Here is a 25,842-nt window from a genome sequence, read left to right as displayed (position 1 = left end):
AAGAGAGTAATAAATGCAGTTTAGATCGTATGCATGTTTGATTTTAGATGACCATCCTCTAGTTTGCTCTGCGATAGCAACCTTATTGAACAATAGAAAACGAATTGGCTCGGTTTACACCGCTACTGACATCAATGAGGGCATGAAGATACTTCGTGAGCATCATATCGATTTGATGGTATTGGATGTTAAATTGACAAGTTCTGATGGCTTTGAATTTTTACGTCGAGCCAAAGCACAAGGTTATCTTGGTAAGACATTGTTCTTATCTGCTAATGAATCTCGAATGTACAGTGAGACCGCTTTCCGCCTTGGTGCCGATGCCTACATCAGTAAATCTGAAGATATGGGATTGATTGGGGATGCCATTGAAGGGGTACTCAATGGTTATTCTTTCTTTAAATTCGCTGGGGCTCAGAAAGGGGTCAGCCCGGAAGTGAAATTATCTCACCGAGAAACGATGGTGTTAAACTACTTGCTTGATGGCACGTCTAACAAGGAAATTGCGAACATCTTGAATTTGAGCGCAAAAACCATCAGCACCTATAAAATGCGCATTTTGGAAAAATACAAAGTCAAATCCATTCTTGAGCTGGCTAAGGCCACCGAAACCTTAGCAGAGGTTTAAGATAGTTGAGGTTCACTGGCTAAAAGATCTTTAAGCTACGCTGACGATCTGTTTACTCTCTACGTCCGTCCCAATTAATAAACGGAAAACACACCGATTGTGAGACTGCAATCAATAATTGTTTTTCCAAAGGGCAAGCTCGCGGTTTATCTCGTAAACTCGCATGATGACAACACGTTGGCTGTTAATTTAGGGCGCGGAGCAGCAATGAAATCTCAATTGGATTTGAACCTCTTAAAGGTGCTAACACTTCTTGATCAGTATCGTCACTTAAAGCCAGTGGCAAAATCACTTGGTAAAACGGAAAGTGCAGTAAGTAAGCAATTAGCGAAACTTCGTGAACAGTTAGGGGACCCACTCTTTGTTCGCGGAGCGCATGAATTTGAGCCCACTGAATATACACTACAATTGCTACCTAAAATCTCGGAAGGGATGCAATTGATTGATACTGCATTAACTCGAGAAGCGTTTGATCCAAAGAGTCATAAGAAAGAAATTGTCATTGCACTACCGGATATTGCTCAATGTATATTAGGAGACCAGATTTTAATTGATCTGCTTAATACATTTCCCAATGCACCGATTAAGCTCACCTCATGGCATGATCTAACGGCTAAGTACATTCTTGAAGACCGAATTGATGTCGGTATTCACTATTTTAATGAAGCGCAGACCAAAACCATCTATCAACAACCACTCAGTGCTTACCGGGGTGTGATCGTTACACCGGCTTCTTTAGGTGACCTGAGTCTGGAAGAAAAGTTGAAGTTGCCCTTTGTTTTAATGGAAATGAAAGGGTGGTTGAATAACAAGGCAGTCACCAAGCAAGCATTGGTCGCAGCAGGGTATGATATTAAGAAAATAGCGACGGTCGATAGCACCAGTTGTTTGTTTAAGACAATTGAAAAACTGGGTTGTGCAACGCTATTTCCTTATTCACATTATTTACCCGACAATCTCGTTGGGGAAGAACTTCCAGAGTCAGTGCAGCGAAACTGTCGGCTGTCTATTGTGGCCAATTATAAATTGGCCAATAGAGGGAACCCGCTACACCAACTGTTGGTTAAGAAGTTGACGCATCATCTGTTTGAGCCCCACAAACTACATGATCCTGAAGATGCATAAGTTCAACAATTGAGCCCACATTGTATTTGTCGAGAATGCGTGACTTATAAGTACTGATGGTTTTAGAGCTCAGTGATAAAAGCTCTGAAATCTTCTTGTTTGTGTAGCCCTTCATCAAATAATTAAACACAACCGTTTCTCGGTTGGAAAGTGCGATATTTCGGCGTGTTTTGTGTTGCTCATGTTTAAAGACAGAGTAGCCTCTGGCAACGCTGATGATCGCCTCTTTTAACACCAGTGCAGATTCGGTTTTAGCCACATAACCATTTGCACCAAGTTTATAAGCGGTATCTGAATACATTGGATGCTTGCTACCAGAAATAAACAAAATCTTACCTTGGTAACCATGGGCACGTGCTCTACGTACAAATTCGAAGCCATCAGAGTTATCTAAATCAACATCAAGTATCACCAACTTAATATCGTGGTTGCGGATCAGCTGAACACCAAAAGTTGCTGAGTTAGCCTGAAAGACTTGAGCTTGTGGCAGAGAATCGTAAACAATCTGTTCAAGCGCTTCACGCATGATGGGCTGAGTATCGATAATAAGTGTTTTTGTAAATGACATGACCATATTCTCGTTGTTATTAACCAAAGGTCCTTGTGTACCAACTCCGTTAGGAGAGTAATGTAGGTCAAAGCTGACGGAAAAGGTGGAAAAGCGTTGTTTCCTTAAAGGAAAAATCGTCATGAAAGTGTCATATGCGTCAATTGCTTGTCAGCTTAAGGTGCTTGATTTAAGGCGGGGTCAGTGATCTAGCTGTTGTTTGGCTTAAATTAAGTGTCGTTGAATTTTATGAAAAAATTATGTGCGTAGCAGAGCTACAGGTCAGGTGTAGGTAAGAAGCGCTATATTTTTACTAAGATAACCGCTAGACTCGTGTTTTTTCAATTGGGGCAATGTATGAGCCAAGATCATCAGGCAGAACAAGCAGAAGAGATTGAAATTGAAGCGATTGGTATCGAAGTTTCATCTCAGCCTATAGAGCTCTATAAAGTCTTTAAAATTGCTAATTTAGTTGGCGGTGGTGGTGAAGCGAAACACCTCATCTCAGAAGGTTATGTTGCGGTTAACGGGGAACTGGAGACACGTAAACGCCGGAAGATGTACGATGGCGATTTCTTTGAATTCAATCAAGAGTATTATGTGGTGGTTTGTGACACTCCACCTGTTGAAGTCCTAGAAACCCCAAAACCTAAACAGAGCCAAAAGTCAGATAAGAAAAACGCCCAGAGCAAAAAAGCAGAGAAAAAACAGCCGAAACAAAAGAATAAGCCAAAGTCGAATGGCCGATCATCGATTGATTTCTTTTAAATCCCACTGAGCAAACTTCTACGTAGGCCACCTTGTATTCAAGGTGGCTTTTTTGATCGTCGACTCGCAATACAAACTTCACACACTTTGGCCTACAAAGGTAAAGAACGTAAATAGCAGATGACACCAATAGAAATCTAAATGATAATGCATTGCGTTTGTATTAATGGAGTCGAGATATGAAATTATCAGCAATTGCATTGGTTACCGGACTGATTGCATTCGGTGCTCAGGCTGAGCAAATTGAAATAACCCATGCACAGGGAACAACGACGGTTGAGACCCAACCAAAGCGTGTTGTGGTTATCGGGTTAGGTGCGCTGGATACCGTAAAAGAATTTGGTGTGGAGCCAGTAGCAATCTCTACGGTAAGTATGTTTCCAGAGTACTTAGCTGAGTACCGCAAAGGTGACTATGTTTCGGCTGGTAGTTTGTTTGAACCTGACTACGAAACCATTTTTACGCAAAAGCCAGATCTCATTATTGTCGGTGCTCGTGGTGCAAGCAAATACGATGAGTTATCTGAAATTGCACCAACGATTGTATATGCCGCAGACAGCAAACAAGGTTACTGGGCAAGCACACAGCAACAGTGGCGTAATCTAGGCAAGGTCTTCGATAAGCAGGATTATGTAGAGCAGAAAATCGCGCAAGTTGATGCGGATTTCAAGGCTATTCGTGAATACAACCAAACGAATAATGTGGATGCATTAACTGTCATGAGTGCTGGTGGCAATATTACAGCATTTGGTGCTAAATCGCGTTTTGCATCTATCTACAAAGATTTCGGTTTCAAAGAAACAGTTGAAGGTATAAAAGAGAGTCGCCACGGTGATCTGATCTCTTACGAGTTCATTAAAGATAAAAACCCAAGCACGCTATTGATCATCGATAAAGACAAACTGATCAATAAAGGCAAAAGCACTACAGAGCGTGACTTTGAAAATGATTTAGTGAAAGCGACGAAAGCTTACCAAAACAAGCACATGGCCTATCTAGACATCAATGCTTGGTATTTGTCCATTGCTGGTATGCGTGCAACTGAACAGATGATTGATGATGTGAAGTCATCGTTAAGTATGTAATTCGAAGGGTTTAAGCAGAGGTTAACTTTGAAGAAGTTATTGCTGCTCCTGATTTTATTGAGCCTATCTTCACTTTTTGTGGGGGTAGGCGATTTAAATTTAGGGGCATTGTTATCAGGTGATGAAGATGCATGGCACCTGATGATCACCAGTCGTATTCCAAGACTTGTCGCTGTTTTGTTAGCGGGGGGAGGGCTCAGTATTGCAGGCCTCATCATGCAACAAATTAGTCAAAACCGTTTTGCAGCACCTTCTACTTCCGGGACGATCGAATGTGCCATGTTTGGCTATGTGCTTAGCTTGGTATTATTTGGTGACGGTGAACAGCTTTGGCTGATTTTTTTAGTCGCGATGGCGGGCACTTTACTGTTCATTCAGTTTATTAATCGTATCCAATTTAAAAACGCGATTTTTGTACCATTAATCGGGATCATTTATGGCGGTGTCGTTGATTCTTTAGCGACCTTCTTAGCTTACAAATATGATGCGGTACAAAACGTGTCTGCGTGGGCCGTTGCGAACTTTGCCAACTTGCTACAAGGTGACTACGAGCTACTCTATATCGCGTTACCTGTAGCGATTTTCAGCTACATGTTCGCGACGCGAATCTCTGCGGTCGGGCTTGGAAAAGACTTTGCTGTTAACCTCGGGCTTAACTATCAACAGGTATTGGTTATTGGTGTTTTACTGGTCTCCGTGATGTCGGCCAGTGTTGTGATGATTGTTGGTCAATTGCCATTTTTAGGGCTGATTGTGCCCAACTTGGTCAGTCATTATTTCGGTGACAATCTAAGGCGAAACATTCCAATTACCGCAATTTTAGGCGCATTGATCGTACTCGGCTGTGATTTGGTTGGACGCGTGATTATTTTCCCGTATGAAATCCCTATTTCGATGATCATCAGTATCTTAGGTGGCAGTGTGTTCATCTTCTTTATCTTGCGAGGTCAACGTCGTGCAGGATAAGCATAAATTAATTGTATTGGCTCTCGCAGCCATCGTATTTTCTGGTTTGTTTATTGGTATTGGTTTGAACGCTGATAACTATCACTACTTCTTATCTCGTCGTGTACCCAAAGTATTGGCTATGGTTTTAGCGGGTATTGCTATTGGCCAGTCTGCGCTTGCGTTTCAGACAATCACCAACAACCGTATTTTAACGCCAAGTATCATGGGGTTTGACTCGTTATACCTCTTTACCCAAGTTGTTGTTGTCGCGGTATTTGGTGGATTGAGTGCATTTATGTTGAATGCCTATATCAACTTCTCGCTGTCAGTGGTGGTGATGTTAGGCTTTTCATTTTTGCTATACAGCTTTTACTTCCGTGGTGAACGGCAAAACTTAATGGTTTTATTGTTGCTTGGTGTGATTTTGGGGCAGTTATTTAGCAATATATCCTCATTTTTTATCATGTTGATGGACCCAAATGAGTTCGCGGCAGTACAAGACAACATGTTCGCGAGTTTTAATAACGTTAAAGTCGAGCTAGTGTATTTATGTACTCCGTTATTGCTGTTGGTTAGTGCGGCATTGTTTCACTTGCGTCGCAAGCTCGATGTGTTTTGGTTAGACCGAGATAACGCGACCAGTTTAGGGTTAGATGTCCAGCGAGTGACGCGTCAGGTGTTGATGCTTTCTGCAATACTCATCGCGATTTCAACAGCACTGATTGGGCCGATCATGTTCTTTGGGTTCCTAGTAACCAATTTAGCTCGGGAAGCATTCAAAACCTATCAACATAAAGTGTTATTGATTGGCTGTTCGCTGATTTCAATTGTTGCCTTATTGGGTGGGCAATGGATCGTTGAAAATCTATTTAGCTTTTCAACCACGCTGAGCGTAGTTATTAACTTTGTCGGTGGCATCTACTTCTTGTCAATGCTGCTGCGCAACCGGATTGTATAGTGTTGCCATGATTAAATTAAAAGGTCTTACAAAAGTTTTTGGGCAGTCAGCTGTTGTTGATACAGCAAGTGCTGAGTTTGAAAAAGGCAAAGTCACCTCCATTATCGGGCCAAATGGCGCCGGAAAGAGCACACTGCTATCTATGGCAAGTCGCTTAGTCAGTAAGGATAGCGGTAGCGTACATATTGACTGCAAGGAACTGGCGGAATGGGACACAAAAGAGTTGGCTAAGCGTTTAGCCGTTCTTCGCCAAGCGAATAACATCACCATGCGTTTTACAGTAAGAGAAATGATTGCATTTGGTCGTTTCCCTTACAGTCAGGGTAAGCTTACAGAAGAAGACAAACAGGTCATTGCCAAAGCGATAGACTACCTCGACTTAACCGATATTCAAGATAAGTACTTAGACGAGCTGAGTGGTGGCCAACGTCAATTGGCATTTATTGCCATGGTGATCGCGCAAGATACAGATTATGTATTTCTCGATGAGCCATTAAACAATTTAGATATCAAACATTCATTGCAAATCATGCGTAACGTGCAACGGTTAGCCCACGAGTTGAATAAAGCGCTTGTGGTTGTGATTCACGATATAAACTTTGCCGCGTGTTATTCCGATATCATCATTGCATTGAAAAAGGGCAAGGTTGTTGCCAATGGAACCGTAGAAGAAGTGATTCGAAGTGACGTTCTGGAGTCCATCTATGAAACACCATTCAATATTATAGAAATGGATGGTAAGCGCATGTGCACTTACCATTAACTCAGTTCAAGAAACAGGTCTAGCTATGCTAGGCCTTTATTTTGTTAGGTCTTCGATGATAGGGCAGTGGCTACCTGAATCACCAGGGCATGCAGAAACCCAGCTCTTGAGTTGCTTCTCGATTTCTTTTAACTCTCGGATCTTTACACTAATTTCTTCAAGCTTTTCCAATGTCCGAGCTTTAACCTCACTACTTTTTCGGTTTGGGTTTTGGGCTAACAAAACGAACTCTTTACACTCGGCAAGAGAGAAGCCTGCATTTTTTGCTCGCGAAACCAAATTCAGTTCCTGAATATGCTTCTCGCTGTATTCTCTATATCCAGCATCAGAACGATTCGGTGGGCTGATAATACCCTTGTCTTCGTACAAACGGATAGATTTGCTGGAAAGCCCGGTCAACTTTGCAACAGCGCCAATATTCATAAATTACTCCGCATCTTATGAGACACTATAATTTTAACCTGAGCTGGAAGGTAACCAAAGTTTTTCTTATACGTTGAGTTGAGTATTCAACTATTTTTTAATGGAATTTATAGAAGTGGTTGAGATTGAGCATATGCATATGTACTCAATCCATTGTCATAACTGTGATCGCGTAGATTTAATTCTGGGTTCAAAAAAAAACGAGAATTGCGTTAGATCAAGAAAAAACTGTTTGTTTTGTTGAGTCTATAAAAGAAAGTTGAAAGATTCAAAATTTATTGAATAATGACATCATACAAACAATGAAGTTCACGGCTTCTATAGTTCAGTCTGCAACAGGATACATACCCCCATGTCAAATTCGTTTGTGCTGGTTATCAACTCAGGTAGTTCTTCTCTCAAATTCGCTGTTATTGATTCTAATACTGGTGAAGCCATTGTTAGTGGTTTAGGAGAGTGTTTTGGTTTACCTGAAGCGGTAATTAGCTGGAAATACAACGGTGAGAAAACCGAAGAACCGATTTCAGCACCGGACAACCATCACCAGCACGCGATTAACCGAATTGTAGGCTTAATTGAAACACTAGGTTTTACTAATGATCTGGTTGCCGTGGGACATCGTATCGTACATGGCGGTGAGAAGTTCACCTCTACAGTTCGTATTAATAAAGAAGTTCTAGCAGAAATTGAGAGCTTGTCTGATCTAGCTCCGCTCCACAACCCGGCAGGCGCAAAAGGCATCGAAGCGGCAATGCAAGCGTTTCCAAGCCTTCCTCAATTTGCTGTATTTGATACCGCGTTCCATCAAACAATGCCTCAAAAAGCATTTACTGGCGCTATCTCTAACGAACTGTATAAAGAGTACGGCATCCGTCGATACGGTTTCCACGGCACTAGTCATTACTTCGTAAGTCGTGAAGCGGCGAAAATGCTGAACAAATCCGTTGAGCAATCGAGCTTTATTTCGGTTCACCTAGGTAATGGCGCGTCAGTCTGTGCGATTGAAAATGGCCGTTCAGTTGACACCTCAATGGGCTTTACACCACTGGCTGGCCTAATGATGGGCACTCGCTCTGGTGACTTGGACCCAGGCGTGATTGAGTTCCTAATCAAAAAAGGTTGGACGACAGAGAAAGTGTTTGAAACGCTAAACAAGAAGTCTGGCTTCTTAGGGGTTTCTGGCTTAACTTCAGATGCACGTGGCATTCTAGAAGCGATGGAAAATGGCCATGAAGGTGCCAAGCTCGCATTTGAAGTCTTCACTTACCGCGTTGCTAAGTACATCGGTTCTTACCTGATCCCATTAAGCACGCTAGATGCGGTTATCTTCACTGGTGGTATTGGTGAAAACTCATTGCCAATTCGCCGTGAAATTCTGCGTAACCTGAAACTGCTTGGTTTTGTTGAAGATGAAAAAGGCAACGAAGACGCACGTTTTGGTAACGCTGGCGTTATCGCAAAATCTGAATTGCTAGATGCTGTTGCTATGGTGATCCCAACCAACGAAGAGTTCGTGATTGCGCAGCAGTCAGTAGAACTACTGTAATAGATTTCCAAACTTAATAGTAAAAAGCGAGCCCTAGTGGCTCGCTTTTTTGGTTTCTAATGGTGGTTTATTTAGACTAGATGGATCAGTGTAAAGTTTATTTATATCCATTTTTGTAATTATATAGTTTATGTATTCTGTTTGATTTAAATAACAATTCTTCCAATTTTGTTGTGCTAGCATCGCAAGTAAAGTTTTTGTTTGCTTGAAGGAGAAATGTATTGGCTAGGCGAGGAAGTGGTTTAAGGACAGCTATAAAGATAGTTAAGGCAATAGATAGGGCCAATAAACAAGCCGCTCGTGAAGCTCAACGTAGAGAGAAAACTCGACAACGTGCTGAAGCTCAAGCACTTAGAGAACATGAACGAGCAGTGCGTGAGGCTCAGCGAGAACTAAAGCGACAAGTAAGAGAACAAAAATCCATCGCAAAGAAAGAGTTTAAGAATGCTTTAGCTGATGCAAGTCAGGAGTATCAAGAGCGCTGCGAAGAACGAGCCGCCCTTAGAAAGCAATTTATACAAGAGGTTTTAAGGTAAAAATGGATAATAATTTACTGATGTTGGCAGGCATATCTTTGTTAGCAGTTTTGCTGACCTATATAGTGACGAAACGATCTGCGGATAAAAAAGTTGGGCAATATAAGTCAATTGATGAAGCGTTAACGAAAGCTAAAGAAAAACACGATGCATTAAAGAAAGCTAATAACTCACTAAAACATACTACTGAGATAGCAAAGCAGTCGCTTTCCCAAATTCATGCTGAAACTGCTGACCTTCAAGCTTTGAAAGGACAAGATGATTCTCTTAAAGTTAGTATTCAAGAACAGCAAGAGTCTCTTGACGCTGCTAAAAATACCCTAAATAAACTTAATGCCAATATTGAAAAAAGCGAACTTGACCTGAACGAGCTAATGGGTGAAATAGACTTGTATTCACGACTCGATGAATACACTGCCTATGGTCATTTCGAAATGCCTCAATATCTCTACGAAACGTCTACTCGCTATGCTGAAGAGATCAAAGATATCAGGCAGCAACAAAAAGACATGATTAAAGCGAAGACCGCAGTCACTTTCCCAGAAACTACTGTTATTTCTAATGACAAGTCTTTCAATAAGAAAATTCTTAATGGCCAAGTTAAGTTGATGCTCATAGCGTTCAACATTGAATGTGACATGCTTATTGGCAAAGTATCTCCAAGCTCATTTGGTCGTACACTGGAAAGAATCGAGAAATTAGCAAACACTCTAGAAAAGTCGGCTGCGACACTTGAGTGTGGCTTTGATATCGACTACATCGAACTAAAATTCGAAGAATGTAAGCTTCAGTATCAATATATTTTGAAGAAGCAGGAAGAAATTACCGAACAGAAACTTATCAAAGAGCAAATTCGTGAAGAGCAGAGAGCAATAAAGGAATTTGAAAAGGCTATTGCTGAAGCTGAGAAAGAAGAAAAAATGTATCGAAACCTTCTTGATAAAGCTCAGCAAGAGCTTGCTCAAGCGAATGAGCAAGAACGTACTGAAATGGAACAAAGAATAGCGATTTTAGAACAACAACTAGCCGCAGCCGAAGCTAAAGAAGAGCGTGCTAAAAGTATGGCTGAGCAAACTCGCAAAGGCCATGTCTATGTGATAAGTAACATTGGCTCGTTTGGTGAAGATATCTACAAGATAGGTTTAACGCGCCGGCTCGAGCCGATGGATAGGGTTAAAGAACTTGGTGATGCCAGTGTACCATTCCCGTTTGATGTACATGCCATGATTTATACAGATGATGCGCCTGCACTCGAAACAGCATTACACCGTGAGTTCCACTCTCAACGTGTTAATGCAGTTAATCTTCGTAAGGAGTTTTTTAATGTCGATCTAGAAGATATTAAAGACGCTGTTGAAAAGATCGCTGGAGTAGATGCTGAGTTTAAAATGACTGCTCTAGCGGAAGACTATTACGAAAGCCTTCGTCTTAGTGATGCAGCCTGATTTTAAGTGCACTAGCTTATAACTCTAGTGAGTTTCATCATTCGATATGCTAAACGTGACTACACTAACATCGGTGGGTTACTAATTTCGTAACACTGCCATACTTACATTAATTTATGAGTTACTAATGTTTGATTATTTGAAGATTAGCTCTGTCCAAAAGCATGTTAGAACAAAACATACTAATAAATTGCAAACTAACAAGGAGTCCGTCATCGAACACCAATTTGTTGATTTACTGTAACTCCAAGCCAAATTGACTATTAAAAGCGAGCCTATATGGCTCGCTTGTTGGTTCGGTTTTCGGTGTTTTTAAAAATCTGCCATTAGCCGTTTATAGCGCATGTCATCTTCATACATTTTGTGAAAGACTTGATATTTGGCGTCGTAGAAACGTTTTATCTTTTCAGTCTGTGGCATCACGCTCTTGCTAATTCGGCTCATAGCGTTCATTGCATCAGGGATGTCACTGTAAAAACCGGCGGCTACCGAGCCTAACATTGCCGAACCTAGTATGACGGCCTCGCTCTCTTCAGGAAGAAGGATGATACATCCCGTCGCATTGGCATGTTCTTGCAGGAAGATGCTGTTTTTGGTTCCTCCGCCACATGCCATGATGGTGTCGATGTCATAACCGCTTTCGTTCATCACTTCGATAATATGGCGAGTACCAAGTGCAATCCCTTGAATGGTGGCCAAATATTGAAGGGCCATATCATCCAGTACTTTGGACATCCTTAACCCTGTGATGGAACCGGTTAAATGTGCATTTGCTCGTGGAGAGCGATTGCCATGGAAGTAAGGCAGTACATGAATATCTTTGGTTAGAAAAGCGATGTCTTCTTTATTTCCAGCAAGCTTTAACAGGTGGTCATTTAAGTATTCATAAACCGTTTTACCTTGCTTGTTCGCTAGTTCTTTCGTGCTTTCATAAAGTGGATGCGACGTAATGATATGGTCGATGAGTGCTCCTGTGGCCGATTGTCCACCTTCATTGAGCCAATATCCCGGAATCATAGCGCTGTAATACGCTCCCCAAATGCCATCAATAAACCGTGCTGTTTTGGACGCGGCCATATGGCAGGAGGAAGTACCACCAATCAACGCTAACCGTTTATTGAAATCCACTTTTTCTCCTGTCATGCCAGGTGCTCCTAGCACTCCTATACCGCCAGCATGAGCATCGATAATAGCGGTGCCCACAGCCGTACCGGTTATTAAACCTAAGTCATCTGCTGCATGAGCGGTGAGGCCATTACCTACAGGTTGGCCCATTGGTAAAATTCTATCGCCGATAGCCTTGGCGTCGTTTTCTAGTAACTCTTCTAGACCAATCAGCTCAAAGAAATCCTTATCCCATTTATTTTCATGACCTAGGTATGTCCACTTACATACTGTTGAGCACAGTGAACGACTCGCATCAAATGTTGCTTTCCACGTAAGAAAGTCTGGTAAGTCAAAGAAGTAGCCAGATTTCGCCCATGTGTTTGGCATGTTTTGCTTTAACCATAGCAGTTTAGGTGTTTGCATTTCGGGTGAGATACGATTACCCACGTAAGCTAAAACAGGGTGCTGAGTTTTGTTGATTCGATCTGCTTGGGTCATTGCGCGGTGATCCATCCACATAACAACGTTTTGTTCACTGCGTCCAGTAGGGCTGACGGTTAGCGGCTGACCACTTTTATCTAATACAACCAATGAACAGGTCGCATCAAAACCAATCCCTTTGACTTGGATAGGGTCAATATTGGCTTTTGATACGGCGTCTTTTACCGCAAGACACACACATTGCCAGATGTTGTCGGATGATTGTTCAACGAAGTTCGCTTGAGGTGTGAACATTAAGGTATCGCGTTTGGCTTCTCCCACTTTGCGACCTTCGGCGTTAAATACGCCTGCTCGAGCACTGCCGCTGCCTACGTCAACGCCGATAAAATAAATACTCATATACCGCTCCGTTAAGTTTTATTTTTTTGTAAGAAGATGAATAAGATCAAGATACCGCCCCACAGTGCCATCGTGAGGTAACTGCTCACCCCTAGTAAGTTAAGGCCACTTTCTAGTGTCTGTAATACGATAAGTGCAAGGCCAATGCCGACAATGCGTCCAAAGCCACCATCAGGGTTGATTCCCCCAAGCACTGACGCAAGAATCGCGATCAGTAAGTAAGACTCTCCATAACCTGCTTTGGCTGAGTTGAACTTTGCCATCATCACAATAGCAGCAACCCAACAGAGCACCGAGGAGATAACGTAAACATACAAAATGGCTTTGTGTGTGTTGATACCAGAAAAGCGAGTGGCTTTTTCATTAGAGCCCATGAGGTAGATAGTTTTACCTAAACTGGTGTGTTCAAGTAGCGCCCATAAGCCGATGGCAAAGCCAATAAATAAAATCAGTGGCATTGGTACGCCAAATACGGTGCCATTCCCCAGAACTAGCAACGCTTCAGGAAAACCTGAGATGACGCTACCCCCGGAGATCAAAACGTTGAGACCATTGATGAGTGTCATGGTCCCCAGCGTTGCGAGGATAGGAGAAACACCTATGTAGGCAATCAATGCACCATTGAGCAAACCGACAACAATGGCCGTAATAAGTCCTCCAATCAGCGCGAGGATGAGTACTGCTGAGCTATCTGGAGCTTGCGTAATGATGCTCGCCATGACCAAACCACACGCATTCGTCGTTGCAATGATCGACAGGTTGATCCCACCAGTGAGCATACAAACCGCCATTGCAAGTGCGAGTAGGCCGAGTAATGGCATTTGTGACGACATTGACTGTAAGTTATCAATCGAGAAAAAGGCTTGTCCGCTTGAAAACGCCATAACCACGAGGATGCCGACCAAAATAACCAATAGGTAGCGAATGTTCTTATCGGTTGGCAGTTTTAAACTATTTAGCATGTGTTCCATAGTTTATATTCCTTTAAGCGTCTGTTTTTTCTCATTGATTGCGGTCATGCTGATGCTGCAAACAATGATTAAGCCAGTTACGACCGTGTGCCAGTAAGAAGGCACACTGAGTAACGTTAGGCCGTTTTTCACAACGGCGAGCAAAATAACGCCAAGAACCACGCCAAATAGTGTGCCTTTACCGCCTGTCATGCTGGTCCCACCTAACACAACAGCGGCCAATACCGTGAGCTCAAATCCCATAAGAGAATTTGGAGCTACGGACTGGGTGATTTGGGTTTGGACAACAGAGGCAATACCAGCTAGCGCCCCCATGTAACCGTAAACAAAGAGATTAATACCAAAGAGGTTGATACCAATACGACTCGCAGCGTCTGCATTTCCTCCTACGGCATAGATCTGACGACCTAAGCGTGTTTTAGACATCAAAAATGAAGTGAGAGCAATCATGGCAACTACGGTCATGATGGGAAGTGATAGACCATAGTCATATCCATCGCTGCCTGTGAATGTGAATAGCTCAATACCATCCATAAACCAGTCAGGAAAACCGTATAACCATTCGCCGTTGCTAAAGTAAATCAGTAAGCCAAAGAAAACGTTAAGTGTTGAAATAGTAATGATGATCGCTGGTACTTTGAGTTTGTATACCAGCGTGGCATTGATCATGCCCAGTAAAACCCCGACAAGTGTTGCAATCGCAAACGCAATCATAAAATTACCGCCAAGCGTCAAAATGTACGTTGCAGTGATGTACTGAGCGATCGCGGCGGTCGCGGGAAAGGAGATATCAATGCCGCCTGCGATGAGCACAACAAACAAACCACAAGCCATGATGCCAAGTAATGCTGAACTGACTGACATATCGAAAATATTGCCCAGAGTCAGGAAGTCATCTGAGATGAAGGTCAGCACGCTAACGATCAACACAATCATTAAAGATAAGTAGAACTCATGACGTTTGGCGAATGAAGATAAAGAACAACGAAATTGGTTAAGCATTAACAGCCTCCATGATTTCTTGTTCAGTAGAGTGGGTTGGTTGGAAGTCATGAGTGAAACGTCCTTCTTTCATCACAATCACGCGGTGGCTGTTATAAAACACTTCTGGGATCTCATCGCTGATCATAAGGATGGCCATTCCTTTTGCCGCAAGGTCTTTAGCAATGGTGTAAATTGCTTCTTTATTGGCAACATCGACACCAACAGTCGGTGAGTCGAGGATAAGGACATCAGGCTCTGCGGCGATCCATTTTGCAATAGAGATACGCTGAGCATTACCACCAGATAAACTGGTCACGGGCAGCATTGGATCAGCCACTTTGATTGAGAGCGAAGAAATTAGCTTATCGACAAGCTTGCTTGCTTTTAGGTGATCAAGAAATCCAGATGCTTTCTTGAGGCGTGGCATGACTGAGGCTGTGATATTGTCTTGAATGGCTTGGTCCATCACTAGTCCCGTCGACATTCGATCTTCAGATACGTAACCAATGCCTTGAGAAATTGCATCTCGATTAGATTTGAATTTCGTGGGCTGACCATTTACGCGTATCACACCACTGTCTGGCTGCGTTATGCCAAATAGCGCCATACATAGTTCTGTGCGGCCCGCGCCAAGTAACCCAGTAATAGAAACAATTTCACCTGCACGAACCTGAAATGAAATGTCTTTAAACTGACCGTGTTTAGAGAGATTCTCGACGTCCAGTTTGACTTCACCTTGCTGATGATAACTCGGGAGGGGAGTGAACTCGAAGCGTTGTCCGGTCATTAAAAACGCTAACTCATCACTGTCGACGTCATCTGCTTGATAGGTTCCAATGGTGCGACCATCGCGAATAACGGTGATTCGGTCAGAAATTTCCATCACTTCATCAAGTTTGTGGCTCACGAATACAACAGTAACCCCTTTGGATTTCAGATCGGCGACAACGTCGATTAGCTGGTTTACTTCAGTACGTGTGAGTGATGCCGTCGGCTCGTCCATGATCATCAGTTTAGCGTCTGATGCCATTGCCCTGCATATCGCAACAAGTTGGCATTCTGCAATCGAAAGCTGTTCTATGCGTTTTTCTAACGGCAGTTTGACGCCTACTTTTGCCATCGCTCGAATTGCAATGTCTTGGATACGCTTTTTTTGGACGAATCCTTTGGCCCACTCAACATGATCTTGAATGGCAATGTTTTCAGCGACCGTTAAATTCGGAAATAGAGACAAGTCTTGATAGATAACTTGAATGCCGTGTTCTATTGATTGCTGCGGGGAGAGTCGAGAATAGCTTTTGTCACCCAGTATGATTTTAGCCCCTTTTTCTGGTGCGTGAACGCCGGAAATAACTTTAAATAACGTGCTTTTACCACACCCATTTTTGCCAGCTAAGCAGTGCACTTCACCCTGATTGAACGTAAGGTCTATTCCATCCAATGCCTTCACCGAGCCAAAGTGTTTAGATACCTGTTTGAGGGTAATAAAAGGAGTATCAGACATAACCATTTCCACAATGAGAGGACGAATGAGGGGGGCGGCATTGCACCGCCCATTTACGACAGAAAGTGCCGTGCTTAGAAACCTAGTTGACGAGCGTTGGTTTTGTCGACTTCTAGGATTTTGTTGAACTTAATTACGCGGTTTTGTGTATCGATTTCTGCATCGCCAAGGCCTTGAACGGTTACACCTTGAGAGACTTCTTTACCTTCAAGCATTTGCTTAGCGACAGCCACTAAGGCATAGCCCGCATCCGCAGGGTTCCATAGGAAGCCTTTATCGATTTCGCCACGCGCTAAGTAAGGTGCGGCTTGGCTTGGCATCATAATGCCAACTACGCTGATCTTGTCTTTAGCACGTTTCTTCTTAAGAGCTTCTCCAGCACCAATCCCACCGAGTGAACCGTAAGAGATGATACCAGTCATATCTGGGTGTGCTTTCATCAAATCATTGGTTGCGGCATAAGATTGGTCGATACTTTCTGCAACTGGCATACGGCTGGTTACTTCATGCATATCTGGGTAGGTTTTCTTTTGGTAATCGATCGCAAGATTCGCCCAGTTGTTGTGTAGTGGCACAGTTAATGAGCCAACATAAATGGCGTAGCCACCTTTTTTATCCATGTTTTTTGCTAGCTCATCCATGGTCGCTTTTGCGTACGCTTGGTTATCGATCGTTTCGATGTCCCAATCTGCGCCATGTCCATCCGGAGACTCATGGGTTAACACAATGATCCCTTTCTCCCGGGCTTTTTTAAACACAGGTTCTAGTACCGTCACGTCGTTTGGTACGACGGTAATCGCGTCCACACCTTTGGCGATTAAATCTTCAATAATTTTTACTTGTTGAGCTGGGTCAGGAGTTGATGGACCCAGTTGGCGTGCGTTAACACCTAGATCTGAAGCCGCCTGCTCAATACCTTTGTTCATTTGGTTAAACCAAGGGATACCCGAAACTTTAACCACGTTTACGATTTCATAATCTTTCGCTTGAGTAGCTGTAGCAGCAAGGGCGAGCGTTAAAGCTGCCACGTTTAATAAGACCTTCTTCATCTTCATCAATCCTTTAATTGTTATGGGTAGGGGGTAAGGTGAATCGATGAAACGATCTTAAGGTGCCTTTCAATAAGAGTTTGAGTACTTGATGTCTCATTGTGATCTAAGCACGTTAATGTTAATCGATAGGTGTTTTTGTGTTGCGATATTGTTAAATTTTTAGTGTGATGTGATTTTATCGGCGATTTGGGAGGGTCGTAGTTAACATTTAAGAAATAATATTAACAATGAGTTAACATAAATAAAAAGATAGGTAATTATAAATGTATGGTTGTGTACTTAGTGAGCAATTAATTAATAAAAATCTCAGGCCCATCACACTATTTAAGAATACAGGACATGATCTTATTAAAGTTCTGTGATGAACCGTCAGTTGCTTTTTCTAAGCATCAAAGCAAAGTGCAAGTAAGCTGTAATTATATAACGAAATCTATTCTCAAATATACTCTTTGATTGCTTCCTAAAGAAAATCTGTCACAAACAAGGACGAAAAGAAATTCTTGCGAATCTGGCTAGGGTATCTTGATCTTTCGTGAGTGTTTTTTGAACGTCATGCTAAGGAGTTAAAACTTATTTCGCTTAAAACAAACCACAACGCAAAATTATGCTAAGAACAATGTTAATTGGTATTCGATGGGAACTGTTGCTGTAAGTTATGAAAAGTATAGGCCGTATTTATGACAAACCTAAGGACAGAATGACTTTAAAGGAATAATTAAATGATGGTAAGAACCAGATCTTATTCACACTTTGTTAATTCAGTGACTTCAATTAAATCTAGTCTAAATTATGAGAATAAAGGCAAGTTATTATATCCAAGCTAATACATAAGTTAATAGGATAATTAAAATGAATAAAACTTTTGCAGCATTGGTTGGATGTTTATTGTTGGTAGGGTGTATTCCTGAGGAGAATAAGGAATACAAAATTATATTGTCAGAAGAAGACCGCCAAGCCTTAGAGAGCGCATCAACAACAAAAGAGCAATTAACGTATCTGTATCAGAATTTTGAGCCTGTCCTTAATCGAGATGACACTTTAAAAGGTATTGATGTCGATGAAAATGGCATCCGAGATGATATCGATGAGTTTATTAATGTATTGATAATCCCAGAAAATGAGCGCGGATACTATCAGCAAAGTGCAAGGCATTTACAAACGGTATTTGACTACGACTACTCGGAGGGGACCGAAATAGATACAGAGGTTGCAAGCGCGAGAGCAATTACACTTGATCCGGTTATTCACTGTATGATGCAACTGAATCTTGATTGGGATGATGCTACAGGTTCTGGGAATATTTTGTTTGCCATGACACTAAATACGAAGCTTAGAAGCGAGCACTATGTTCATTACAATAAAGCGTTAGATGGTACCGCTATTATAGGTACGGAGCCTACAGGAGATGACTGTGAGTAAATATATCATGTTTATAATAACTGTTACCTTTCTGTTCAATAGCTCTGCATTTGCCTATTGCTCGAATGAGAAGGGATATACTTTTGGATACTTAAATGGTGTAGTAACCACATTGAGAACTGCACGCCAAGATATGTTTCGACTGTATAGCATGGCGAAATCGGGAACCTCCAAGGATAGTGAGCCATTACAATTATATAATGATACGGGTGGTGGGTTAAGCACCGTTGAAGATTTTGTTGAGACATTTGACCAACGGTTGAGAGAATTAAATCTAACTGACTCCAAGTCTGAGCGTTGGGAAATCATGTGGATGATGTTGGATGGACAGCTTAAATCACCTGACGGTGAGACAACTTTGTTTAATCAAGACACTGACTCTGCAATATGGCATTTATTGGTTGCGGACTTACGACAAGACTTAAGCAAGCTAATCACTGCTGCAAGTACATCTCTTCTTCAACAATTTAGCAGCTCCCCAAATACCCACGAGGTTAGAAATAAGCATAAAGAACTGTTAGATGACAGAATTCTAGCTGGTAATGGATTCGTTTTTGTTGCGCATTCACAGGGTAACTTGTGGTTAAACGAAGCGTATAATTATGTTACCGATAGCTACGGATACAGTGATGAGAATGTGAAGGTAGTGCATATTGCGCCAGCTTCGATCCAACTTAATGGTGAGCATCACCTCAATTCAAAAGATCTTGTAATTCGTATTTTACAGGAATCAAGCCTAACCCCTATAGCGAGTACATTTACTATGGACTTTGACGGTTCAAATGATTGGTTCGGTTTTGGGCATGGGCTAAATGCTACATACTTGTCTAATTTACCCCCTTATCCGCAAATTGATGTGCAATCATCTATGCATCGAGCATTTGATGAAGTAACAGTCCCTGAGTGGGAAGATTACATGTTTGAAGTTGAAGTTAAACAGAATATCTCGAGAGGTGGATATACTCGCCATGATTATGGTTTTATTGATCGTATGAGTGTTGAGGAGAGAAACAATGACCCTGAAAGAAGTTATTACTGTGATAATACACCAGATGATCTGTATCTCGATGAGATCGATTACATTGCATGCGATGCTGGTAGATTTTCTGAAAGTAAGAGCAATGAACGGGTCCTTTGGGACGGTTATATCAGTACAATCCTCACAAAGGAAACGCCAATATACCTAAGTTCTTCATCTCCTGCAGCAGGGAGACATACTTATGCTTGGGAACACTGTCATGGTGAGCCTGTTGAGTACGGTTCATACTTGTTAGCAGTAGATTTTGTATCGGAAAATGACTTTTGGTTCGATGCAACTTACGAAGTGACTATTCGGGACTTTACTGGTGAAGTTGTAGCTAAATCGGTGGCGGAGGCGACTTCACAATCACACCTTCTCTTTTTTGAAATGTTCCCACAGCGAGCTAAAAATAAAGGTGGCTTAGAAGTAGAGTCGAATCTACTTTTTTATCCGCTACCACACTAGCCTAATCTCAGATCTGCATAAGCGCATCTTTTTCAAGCCGAGTCACTTTAATACTCGGCTTTTTAGGTTGAAATGAATAGGCAATGAGTCCTGTCAGCAGATTCAGCATAAAACTGACATAGCTCCCGTACTGAGGTTTGTGTAACTGGCATTTAGTTAACGTGCTAATCTTGACTAATAACGTGTTGAAATAAAATAACGCGAGTCATCTATGGAATATATAAGAACTACGATAGACAAAATACCTACGTTACTTTTACTAGAAGCGGACCCAAGCCAAGCTAGTATCGAATCTTATCCTTTGGAATCGGCCTGCTATGTGGCAAAAGATTGCGATCTGATCATTGGTGCTTGTGTCGTCAAACAGATTGATGAGTACAGTGCTGAAGTGCTAAATATTGCGGTATTGCCAGCGTTCCAAGGGCAGGGTATTGGCTCAGAACTTTTAAAGTTTGCTTTAGCGACATTAGCAGAAGAGAAGGTGAGACGTGTCGAGCTGGGCACTGGTAGCTTTGGTTATCAACTCACCTATTATCAACGCGTTGGGTTTCGAGTTGATAAAGTGGTGAAAGACTATTTTCTGGATCATTATCCTGAACCCATTATGGAGCAGGGCATTCAGCACAAAGACATGCTTCGCTTATATATTGATTTATAGCACTAACATTCAACGTTAACGGATTTTATTGAAAGCCCCTTATCGATATGAAGGGGCTTTTACATTGTGTGATGTTACTTCCATATGAAGGCGGCTAGATGGATTTTGATGAAGGATTTTAAGACTTTATAAAAGTTTGTTGAGTTATCGGTTTTGTTAATGAATGGTGATGCTGACTCTAGGTTTACAGCAACACACTCTAAGGAGAACAAATGAGATCATTGTGCCGCTACCTTCTACCCGTATTGTTTCTTCCTTTACCTTCCATGGCATATGATGCGGAAAAGCATAAACAACCGTCTCTCGATGCGTTTAAGTTATACCAAACCTGCCAGCAATTGATGCCAGATAAATTGAAAACTGAATTTGGTGATGAAGAGGCCAACTATACTGCCGACGCGAATAAAGACTTGGACAACATTACCTTCTCCCGGTTGTGGAACTGGCACTTTTACGATGCACGCTTTGATTATGAAAAAATGCAGCCCGGCTCAATTTTGCCTAATTTAATTGGCATGAATCGCTCGTTACATCCCTATTTTGTTAAACAAGCTAATAAGTTACTTGAGCAAAAAGAAACGGCTAGTCACCAATCGCTGGAACTCATTGGCCACTTAATGCATTTGATCCAAGATATGGCCGTCCCAGCTCATGTCGCACCTATCTACCATCTTTCCACGCAAAAAGATGCCTTTGATGGTTATTCTCCGAAAGATGCAGTGGTGCTGACGATTTCTGAATCTGAATGTTCGTCGATGCTTCAACACATTCAAACGCCTGTCGAAATCCTTGAGCAAACGGCTCAAAACACATTAGCAGCCATTGACGGTGATATTAATGAGTCGTTGTCTTGGCGAGATTATTGGATGGTATATCCACATTATAAAGGCGATGTGAAACAAGGCTTCTCAAGCTATGGTAAATGTGGCAACGAGGGATTCGGTAATACAAATCACCCTATTTGTAATGGGACACAAACGGACTTCGATAACTTCTACAATGAAAGATATAAGCAAGCTGTTATGGGGTCACTGAAATTACTGATGTACAGTAATTCTTTAGCAAACTAGAGTCGTAAGTTGAGCGATTACTTTGATACTATTGTGCACTTAGGTGGATGTTGTTAGAGCACATTATGGCGAACCCAGAATACAAAGAAACATTGGATAGTCTTGATAAACTCAGTGTTTGTCTTTATCGCACCGGTATTAGCTTATTTTCTTTATCGATATTACTGCTTGCGGGGGCTTTGTCTGGCAAGGTTGAAGGGCTGATTGGCTTCACTAATCCAGCGTTGTTAATGATTGCGGTTTCTGCGGCACTGTGTGCGGCGAATATTCATGTTTACAGCAAACATGTACGAGCGGCTATCAGTTGGTCAGCTTGGATTGGGTTAGCCTTGATGATCAGCGACCCAGAACAGGTTCGTATGGGCATGTCTCTGGGGTTTATTTTTATCACTTTTTCCGGTATCGCTTTAAAGGAATCGTTCTGCTTTAAGGTGTTTGGCCTAAAGGCGGTTCCTGTCTTACTCGCCATTTCTGCGTTTGCGATATGGTTTGAACAACCGATGATCGCATCCGCTGCACTTGCTTTTTCTTCACTTGTTATGGGCTACCTTTCTTTTGCTAAATGGCGCATGCCATTGCATTTTGATATTGGGATAAAGTCCAACTATGAGGTGTAGTAAGTTAGTTGTGTCGGGTATGAGACGTGTAAGCTAAGGCGACTTTAGACGTCGGTTTCCGCTTGAGTTTTTGGTTAATAAACCGACCCGCTTCAATGACTTTATCCATATCTATCCCGGTGTTAATACCTAACCCACGGCAAAGGTATAATACATCTTCCGTTGCGACATTCCCGGCTGAACCACGTGCGTACGGGCATCCACCTAACCCAGACACGCTGCTGTCGATCACCCGTATTCCCATTTGTAGCGCTTGGTAGATATTAGGCAGCGCTTGTCCCCATGTGTCATGAAAATGGACCGCAAGGTGCGACGCAGGAACTTCATTTGACACGGCTTCAATCATTTTAGCGATACGTAAAGGTGTTCCTGTTCCTATCGTATCTCCGAGAGATATTTCGTAGCAGCCCATATCAAACAGGTGCTTGGCAACGGTGGCAACTTGTTTTGGCGTTGTGAATCCGTCATAGGGGCATTCTGCTACACAGGATAAATAACCACGTACTTTGATGTTACTTTGCTTGGTTTTTTCAATCACAGGTGCGAATCGTTCTAAGCTTTGAGCGATTGAACAGTTGAGGTTTTTCTGGCTAAAACCTTCGGATGCAGACGCAAACACGGCGACCTGGTCAGCTTTGGCATGAAGCGCAAGATCAAGGCCTTTTAGATTTGGCGTGAGGGCGGAATAAATCACACCAGTTTGACGTGATATTTGAGTAAGGACAGCATCTGAGTCTGCCATTTGTGGCACCCATTTCGGGGAGACGAAAGCACCCGCTTCAATATGTGTCAAACCCGTTTGTGACAGCTGATTAATCAGCGTGACTTTGTCACGAGTTGCAATTTTGGCTTCATTTTGCAAACCATCACGTGCACCGACTTCGACAATAGTGACCGAGTCAGGAAGTTGGATGTTCATCTTCGTCATCTCCGGTTGTTCTGACCCAACTCGCAGGGCGCTGTGAAAAGAAGGCGTCTAATCCTTCCTGTCCGTGTTTGGAAACACGTATGTCGGCAATTAACTGGCTGGTGTGGTTGATGAGGTCGTTGTCGATGGTTTGCTGATAACATTTGGCGCACAGCAATTTTGCTTGGGTTATGGCCGCAGGGCTGTTTTTAAGGATGTGTTTAATAAGGGGAGAGAGTGCGCTGTCTAATGTTCCAACGTCGACCAGTTCGTGGATCAAGCCGATGTCCTTTGCGGTTTGAGCTGTGATGGCTTCGGCAGTCAGCATATAACGTCGCGAATGGCGGTTTCCTATTGCGCGATGCACATAGGGCGCGATGGTGGCAGGGAGCAATCCTAACTTCACTTCACTCAGGCAAAATCGAGATCGATCTTCAGCGATCGCAATGTCACAACAACATATGAGTCCCAGAGCTCCGCCATAGGCGCACCCATGAACAAGGGCAATCGTTGGGTGAGGAAAGGTATCGAGCGTTCGCATTAAGTGAGCCAAAGCGCGTGCATCACTCAAGTTTGCTTCATGGCTTTGTTGTGCCATTGACTTCATCCAGTGCAAATCGGCACCGGCGGAAAAATGCTTTCCGTTGGCACGCAATATCAATACTCGAACGTTAGGCAGTTGCTGAAGTTGTTTGAGCTGGTTGGTGAGGCCTGCAATGAGTTGATCGTCAAATGCATTGTGTTTATCGACTCGATTTAACGTTAATGTCGCAACACCGTAGTCATTAACCTCACACAATGGATCTTTCTGTTGTTCGGTGGACATAAGCTGGTTCCCTACATGCGAAAAATACCAAATTGGCTCTCTTGAGTGGAGGCATTTTGTGTTGCCGATAGTGCTTGAGAAAGTACCTTTCTGGTCTCTTTGGGGTCGATAATGCCATCATCCCACAAGCGCGCACTGGCGTAGAAAGGGTGACCTTCTGATTCATATCGTTTGATCACTGACTTGCGAAAGGCTTGCTTGTCTTCATCACTCCAATTCTCTGCGTGACGATGTAACTTATCTTGTTTTACTTGGACGAGAACGCCTGCGGCCTGCTCACCGCCCATCACCGAGATCCGTGCGTTTGGCCACATCCAAATCATAGTGGGATCATAAGCTCGTCCGCACATGCCATAGTTTCCTGCACCATAAGAACCACCGATAATCACGGTAAATTTGGGGACGTCAGCGCAGGCCACGGCCATCACCAATTTGGCGCCATCTTTGGCGATACCGTGCTCCTCGGCTTTTTTACCAACCATAAATCCAGTGATATTTTGCAAAAAGAGCAGTGGGATCTTTCGTTTGGCACACAACTGAATAAAGTGTGCGCCTTTTTGGGCTGACTCTGAAAATAAAATGCCGTTATTTGCCACAATACCAATGGGGAAGCCGTTGAGCTGGGCGAAACCACAAACAAGCGTGGCGCCATAGAGAGCTTTGAACTCATCAAAGTTGGAATCGTCCACAAGCCGGGCTATCACTTCTCTAACATCAAAAGAAAGTCTTAAATCGGCATTGACGATGCCATAGAGTTCATCATTGCCATAACGAGGAGGTAGAGCCGATGTTGAAGGCGAAATCTCCACGGCATGGGCACTGGACACTGCTTCACGAGCTAAGGTAAATGCGTGGGCTTCGCTTTCAGCATAATAGTCAGCGACGCCCGATTTTCTGCAATGAACATCAGCGCCGCCTAATGCTTGTTCAGTGACCACTTCACCAGTCGCGGCTTTGACTAAAGGAGGGCCGGCCAAGAAAATGGTGCCTTGCTCTTTCACGATAATAGACACATCCGCCATCGCCGGAATGTACGCGCCACCAGCGGTGCAGGGACCAAGCACAATCGCGATTTGGGGAATGCCTAAGGCAGACATCCGTGCTTGATTGAAAAATATGCGGCCAAAGTGTTCTTTATCAGGGAAAACCTCGGCTTGGTGAGGCAGGTTTGCGCCTCCGGAGTCAACCAAATATAGGCAAGGTAAGTGGCAGCGCTGAGCGATCTCCTGCGCTCTTAAATGTTTCTTCACCGTAAGTGGATAGTAGGTACCACCTTTAACCGAGGGGTCATTTGCCACGATCATGCATTGCACATTGTTAATCAATCCAATACCAGCCACAACACCAGCACATGGTACGTTTTCGTCGTAAACGCGCCATGCAGCAAATGCGCCGATTTCAAGAAAATGACTGTCTTTATCCAGCAAAGCCTTAATACGTTCTCGAACAGGAAGTTTCCCCTTACTTTTTTGCCGTTCTATGGCTTTGGTACCACCGCCCAGTTTTATCGCCGCTAAGTTTGAGTTTAGGTTCGTCACCAACTCAGACATGATGCTGTGATTGGATTGATACAATTCGGATTCTGGTTTGATTCTGCTTTGAATAATGGCCATGTGTTTCTCCAATAAA

General features: G+C 42.8%; 25 protein-coding genes and 1 pseudogene. 15 read left to right on the top strand and 11 right to left on the bottom strand.

Going from position 1 to position 25,842, the window contains the following annotated elements; translation table 11 throughout:
• The first annotated feature begins 13 nt into the window (after positions 1-13).
• Both ACQEXU_RS14520 and ACQEXU_RS14515 read left to right on the top strand, forming a co-directional pair.
• Complete coding sequence (locus tag ACQEXU_RS14520) at positions 14-628, top strand: response regulator (protein ID WP_427011367.1); 615 nt, start codon at positions 14-16, stop codon at positions 626-628.
• Positions 629-835: 207 nt separating this feature from the next.
• A complete protein-coding gene (locus tag ACQEXU_RS14515; RefSeq protein ID WP_427011366.1) occupies positions 836-1,753 on the top strand; it encodes a LysR family transcriptional regulator in 918 nt (305 codons plus the stop codon).
• On the opposite strand, the gene ACQEXU_RS14510 is transcribed toward ACQEXU_RS14515, so the two are convergent.
• Complete coding sequence (locus tag ACQEXU_RS14510; RefSeq protein ID WP_427011365.1) at positions 1,692-2,321, bottom strand: response regulator; 630 nt, start codon at positions 2,319-2,321, stop codon at positions 1,692-1,694. The genes ACQEXU_RS14515 and ACQEXU_RS14510 overlap by 62 nt on opposite strands.
• A 336-nt stretch (positions 2,322-2,657) precedes the next feature.
• On the opposite strand from ACQEXU_RS14510, the gene ACQEXU_RS14505 reads away from it, so the two are divergent.
• From ACQEXU_RS14505 to vctC, 5 genes are all read left to right on the top strand, one after another.
• Entirely contained in the window at positions 2,658-3,068 is a 411-nt protein-coding gene (locus tag ACQEXU_RS14505) for an RNA-binding S4 domain-containing protein (protein WP_427011364.1), read from the top strand.
• 179 nt (positions 3,069-3,247) lie between these two features.
• Entirely contained in the window at positions 3,248-4,153 is a 906-nt protein-coding gene (locus ACQEXU_RS14500) for a siderophore ABC transporter substrate-binding protein (protein ID WP_427011363.1), read from the top strand.
• A 27-nt stretch (positions 4,154-4,180) separates the two neighbouring features.
• Positions 4,181-5,119, top strand: coding sequence for an iron chelate uptake ABC transporter permease subunit VctD (gene vctD / locus ACQEXU_RS14495; RefSeq protein WP_427011362.1), 939 nt, complete (start codon positions 4,181-4,183; stop codon positions 5,117-5,119).
• Positions 5,109-6,059 (top strand): iron chelate uptake ABC transporter family permease subunit, encoded by a 951-nt coding sequence (locus tag ACQEXU_RS14490; RefSeq protein ID WP_427011361.1) that lies wholly within the window; start codon positions 5,109-5,111, stop codon positions 6,057-6,059. The genes vctD and ACQEXU_RS14490 overlap by 11 nt, the downstream gene beginning before the upstream one ends.
• A 7-nt stretch (positions 6,060-6,066) precedes the next feature.
• Positions 6,067-6,822: an iron chelate ABC transporter ATP-binding protein VctC gene (vctC, locus tag ACQEXU_RS14485; RefSeq protein ID WP_427011360.1), complete on the top strand. Its 756-nt coding sequence runs from the start codon at positions 6,067-6,069 to the stop codon at positions 6,820-6,822.
• Between the two features lie 36 nt (positions 6,823-6,858).
• Here vctC and cueR read toward each other — a convergent pair whose 3' ends face one another.
• Positions 6,859-7,245 carry a Cu(I)-responsive transcriptional regulator gene (cueR, locus tag ACQEXU_RS14480; RefSeq protein WP_367990081.1) on the bottom strand — a complete coding sequence of 129 codons (387 nt, stop codon included), beginning with the start codon at positions 7,243-7,245 and terminating at the stop codon, positions 6,859-6,861.
• 352 nt (positions 7,246-7,597) lie between these two features.
• Here cueR and ACQEXU_RS14475 point away from each other — a divergent pair, with 352 nt between their 5' ends.
• The 3 genes from ACQEXU_RS14475 (at position 7,598) to ACQEXU_RS14465 (ending at position 10,772) form a co-directional block, all read left to right on the top strand.
• Complete coding sequence (locus ACQEXU_RS14475) at positions 7,598-8,791, top strand: acetate/propionate family kinase (protein WP_367990080.1); 1,194 nt, start codon at positions 7,598-7,600, stop codon at positions 8,789-8,791.
• Between the two features lie 221 nt (positions 8,792-9,012).
• Positions 9,013-9,327 carry a hypothetical protein gene (locus ACQEXU_RS14470; RefSeq protein WP_427011359.1) on the top strand — a complete coding sequence of 105 codons (315 nt, stop codon included), beginning with the start codon at positions 9,013-9,015 and terminating at the stop codon, positions 9,325-9,327.
• A 2-nt stretch (positions 9,328-9,329) separates the two neighbouring features.
• Positions 9,330-10,772: a DUF4041 domain-containing protein gene (locus tag ACQEXU_RS14465; RefSeq protein ID WP_427011358.1), complete on the top strand. Its 1,443-nt coding sequence runs from the start codon at positions 9,330-9,332 to the stop codon at positions 10,770-10,772.
• A gap of 312 nt (positions 10,773-11,084) precedes the next feature.
• Here ACQEXU_RS14465 and ACQEXU_RS14460 read toward each other — a convergent pair whose 3' ends face one another.
• From ACQEXU_RS14460 to ACQEXU_RS14440, 5 genes are all read right to left on the bottom strand, one after another.
• Positions 11,085-12,719, bottom strand: coding sequence for an FGGY-family carbohydrate kinase (locus tag ACQEXU_RS14460; protein WP_427011357.1), 1,635 nt, complete (start codon positions 12,717-12,719; stop codon positions 11,085-11,087).
• A gap of 11 nt (positions 12,720-12,730) precedes the next feature.
• Positions 12,731-13,690 (bottom strand): ABC transporter permease, encoded by a 960-nt coding sequence (locus ACQEXU_RS14455; protein WP_427011356.1) that lies wholly within the window; start codon positions 13,688-13,690, stop codon positions 12,731-12,733.
• Positions 13,691-13,693: 3 nt separating this feature from the next.
• The gene (locus tag ACQEXU_RS14450) at positions 13,694-14,692 is read right to left on the bottom strand and encodes an ABC transporter permease (protein ID WP_427011355.1); all 999 of its coding nucleotides are present in this window, start codon (positions 14,690-14,692) and stop codon (positions 13,694-13,696) included.
• A complete protein-coding gene (locus tag ACQEXU_RS14445) occupies positions 14,685-16,178 on the bottom strand; it encodes a sugar ABC transporter ATP-binding protein (RefSeq protein WP_427011354.1) in 1,494 nt (497 codons plus the stop codon). Before ACQEXU_RS14445 ends, ACQEXU_RS14450 begins: the two co-directional genes overlap by 8 nt.
• Positions 16,179-16,252: 74 nt before the next feature.
• Positions 16,253-17,227, bottom strand: a complete 975-nt coding sequence (locus tag ACQEXU_RS14440) for an autoinducer 2 ABC transporter substrate-binding protein (protein ID WP_427011353.1) — start codon at positions 17,225-17,227, stop codon at positions 16,253-16,255.
• A gap of 852 nt (positions 17,228-18,079) precedes the next feature.
• Between ACQEXU_RS14440 and ACQEXU_RS14435 the strand changes: the two genes are divergently transcribed.
• The gene (locus ACQEXU_RS14435) at positions 18,080-18,649 is read left to right on the top strand and encodes a hypothetical protein (RefSeq protein ID WP_427011352.1); all 570 of its coding nucleotides are present in this window, start codon (positions 18,080-18,082) and stop codon (positions 18,647-18,649) included.
• A complete protein-coding gene (locus ACQEXU_RS14430) occupies positions 18,642-20,135 on the top strand; it encodes a hypothetical protein (protein WP_427011351.1) in 1,494 nt (497 codons plus the stop codon). Before ACQEXU_RS14435 ends, ACQEXU_RS14430 begins: the two co-directional genes overlap by 8 nt.
• A gap of 7 nt (positions 20,136-20,142) precedes the next feature.
• On the opposite strand, the pseudogene ACQEXU_RS14425 reads toward ACQEXU_RS14430, so the two are convergent.
• A pseudogene (locus ACQEXU_RS14425) lies at positions 20,143-20,259 on the bottom strand (IS982 family transposase); the annotation flags it as partial.
• Between the two features lie 87 nt (positions 20,260-20,346).
• Between ACQEXU_RS14425 and ACQEXU_RS14420 the strand changes: the two are divergent.
• From ACQEXU_RS14420 to ACQEXU_RS14410, 3 genes are all read left to right on the top strand, one after another.
• The gene (locus tag ACQEXU_RS14420) at positions 20,347-20,793 is read left to right on the top strand and encodes a GNAT family N-acetyltransferase (RefSeq protein ID WP_427011350.1); all 447 of its coding nucleotides are present in this window, start codon (positions 20,347-20,349) and stop codon (positions 20,791-20,793) included.
• A gap of 212 nt (positions 20,794-21,005) precedes the next feature.
• On the top strand, positions 21,006-21,863 hold the full coding sequence (locus tag ACQEXU_RS14415) for a hypothetical protein (RefSeq protein WP_427011349.1): 858 nt from the start codon (positions 21,006-21,008) through the stop codon (positions 21,861-21,863).
• A 65-nt stretch (positions 21,864-21,928) separates the two neighbouring features.
• The gene (locus ACQEXU_RS14410) at positions 21,929-22,480 is read left to right on the top strand and encodes a DUF2301 domain-containing membrane protein (RefSeq protein ID WP_427011348.1); all 552 of its coding nucleotides are present in this window, start codon (positions 21,929-21,931) and stop codon (positions 22,478-22,480) included.
• 4 nt (positions 22,481-22,484) lie between these two features.
• Here the strand turns inward: ACQEXU_RS14410 and ACQEXU_RS14405 are convergent, their stop codons facing one another.
• Genes ACQEXU_RS14405 through ACQEXU_RS14395 form a run of 3 tightly spaced genes read right to left on the bottom strand, consistent with a single transcriptional unit; the run spans position 22,485 to position 25,826 of the window.
• Positions 22,485-23,393 carry a hydroxymethylglutaryl-CoA lyase gene (locus tag ACQEXU_RS14405; protein WP_427011390.1) on the bottom strand — a complete coding sequence of 303 codons (909 nt, stop codon included), beginning with the start codon at positions 23,391-23,393 and terminating at the stop codon, positions 22,485-22,487.
• A complete protein-coding gene (locus ACQEXU_RS14400; protein WP_427011347.1) occupies positions 23,380-24,213 on the bottom strand; it encodes an enoyl-CoA hydratase-related protein in 834 nt (277 codons plus the stop codon). Before ACQEXU_RS14400 ends, ACQEXU_RS14405 begins: the two co-directional genes overlap by 14 nt.
• Positions 24,214-24,224: 11 nt before the next feature.
• Positions 24,225-25,826, bottom strand: a complete 1,602-nt coding sequence (locus ACQEXU_RS14395) for a carboxyl transferase domain-containing protein (protein WP_427011346.1) — start codon at positions 25,824-25,826, stop codon at positions 24,225-24,227.
• Positions 25,827-25,842: the final 16 nt, after the last annotated feature.

This window comes from Vibrio sp. TRT 21S02, from assembly GCF_050113675.1.
GTDB lineage: Bacteria > Pseudomonadota > Gammaproteobacteria > Enterobacterales > Vibrionaceae > Vibrio.
Note: the sequence above shows the minus strand (reverse complement) of the source record. Positions and strands in the feature narration are given on the sequence as shown.

Excerpts from the sequence above, each read along its gene's own strand:
- ACQEXU_RS14500 (WP_427011363.1), top strand. The coding sequence starts at position 3,248 with ATGAAATTATCAGCAATTGCATTGGTTACCGGACTGATTGCATTCGGT.
- cueR (WP_367990081.1), bottom strand. The coding sequence starts at position 7,245 with ATGAATATTGGCGCTGTTGCAAAGTTGACCGGGCTTTCCAGCAAATCT.
- ACQEXU_RS14505 (WP_427011364.1), top strand. The coding sequence starts at position 2,658 with ATGAGCCAAGATCATCAGGCAGAACAAGCAGAAGAGATTGAAATTGAA.
- ACQEXU_RS14510 (WP_427011365.1), bottom strand. The coding sequence starts at position 2,321 with ATGTCATTTACAAAAACACTTATTATCGATACTCAGCCCATCATGCGT.
- ACQEXU_RS14520 (WP_427011367.1), top strand. The coding sequence starts at position 14 with ATGCAGTTTAGATCGTATGCATGTTTGATTTTAGATGACCATCCTCTA.
- ACQEXU_RS14445 (WP_427011354.1), bottom strand. The coding sequence starts at position 16,178 with ATGTCTGATACTCCTTTTATTACCCTCAAACAGGTATCTAAACACTTT.
- ACQEXU_RS14415 (WP_427011349.1), top strand. The coding sequence starts at position 21,006 with ATGAGATCATTGTGCCGCTACCTTCTACCCGTATTGTTTCTTCCTTTA.
- ACQEXU_RS14450 (WP_427011355.1), bottom strand. The coding sequence starts at position 14,692 with ATGCTTAACCAATTTCGTTGTTCTTTATCTTCATTCGCCAAACGTCAT.
- ACQEXU_RS14440 (WP_427011353.1), bottom strand. The coding sequence starts at position 17,227 with ATGAAGAAGGTCTTATTAAACGTGGCAGCTTTAACGCTCGCCCTTGCT.
- vctC (WP_427011360.1), top strand. The coding sequence starts at position 6,067 with ATGATTAAATTAAAAGGTCTTACAAAAGTTTTTGGGCAGTCAGCTGTT.
- ACQEXU_RS14410 (WP_427011348.1), top strand. The coding sequence starts at position 21,929 with ATGGCGAACCCAGAATACAAAGAAACATTGGATAGTCTTGATAAACTC.
- ACQEXU_RS14400 (WP_427011347.1), bottom strand. The coding sequence starts at position 24,213 with ATGTCCACCGAACAACAGAAAGATCCATTGTGTGAGGTTAATGACTAC.
- ACQEXU_RS14460 (WP_427011357.1), bottom strand. The coding sequence starts at position 12,719 with ATGAGTATTTATTTTATCGGCGTTGACGTAGGCAGCGGCAGTGCTCGA.
- ACQEXU_RS14465 (WP_427011358.1), top strand. The coding sequence starts at position 9,330 with ATGGATAATAATTTACTGATGTTGGCAGGCATATCTTTGTTAGCAGTT.
- ACQEXU_RS14435 (WP_427011352.1), top strand. The coding sequence starts at position 18,080 with ATGAATAAAACTTTTGCAGCATTGGTTGGATGTTTATTGTTGGTAGGG.
- ACQEXU_RS14455 (WP_427011356.1), bottom strand. The coding sequence starts at position 13,690 with ATGGAACACATGCTAAATAGTTTAAAACTGCCAACCGATAAGAACATT.
- ACQEXU_RS14420 (WP_427011350.1), top strand. The coding sequence starts at position 20,347 with ATGGAATATATAAGAACTACGATAGACAAAATACCTACGTTACTTTTA.
- ACQEXU_RS14515 (WP_427011366.1), top strand. The coding sequence starts at position 836 with ATGAAATCTCAATTGGATTTGAACCTCTTAAAGGTGCTAACACTTCTT.
- ACQEXU_RS14395 (WP_427011346.1), bottom strand. The coding sequence starts at position 25,826 with ATGGCCATTATTCAAAGCAGAATCAAACCAGAATCCGAATTGTATCAA.
- ACQEXU_RS14475 (WP_367990080.1), top strand. The coding sequence starts at position 7,598 with ATGTCAAATTCGTTTGTGCTGGTTATCAACTCAGGTAGTTCTTCTCTC.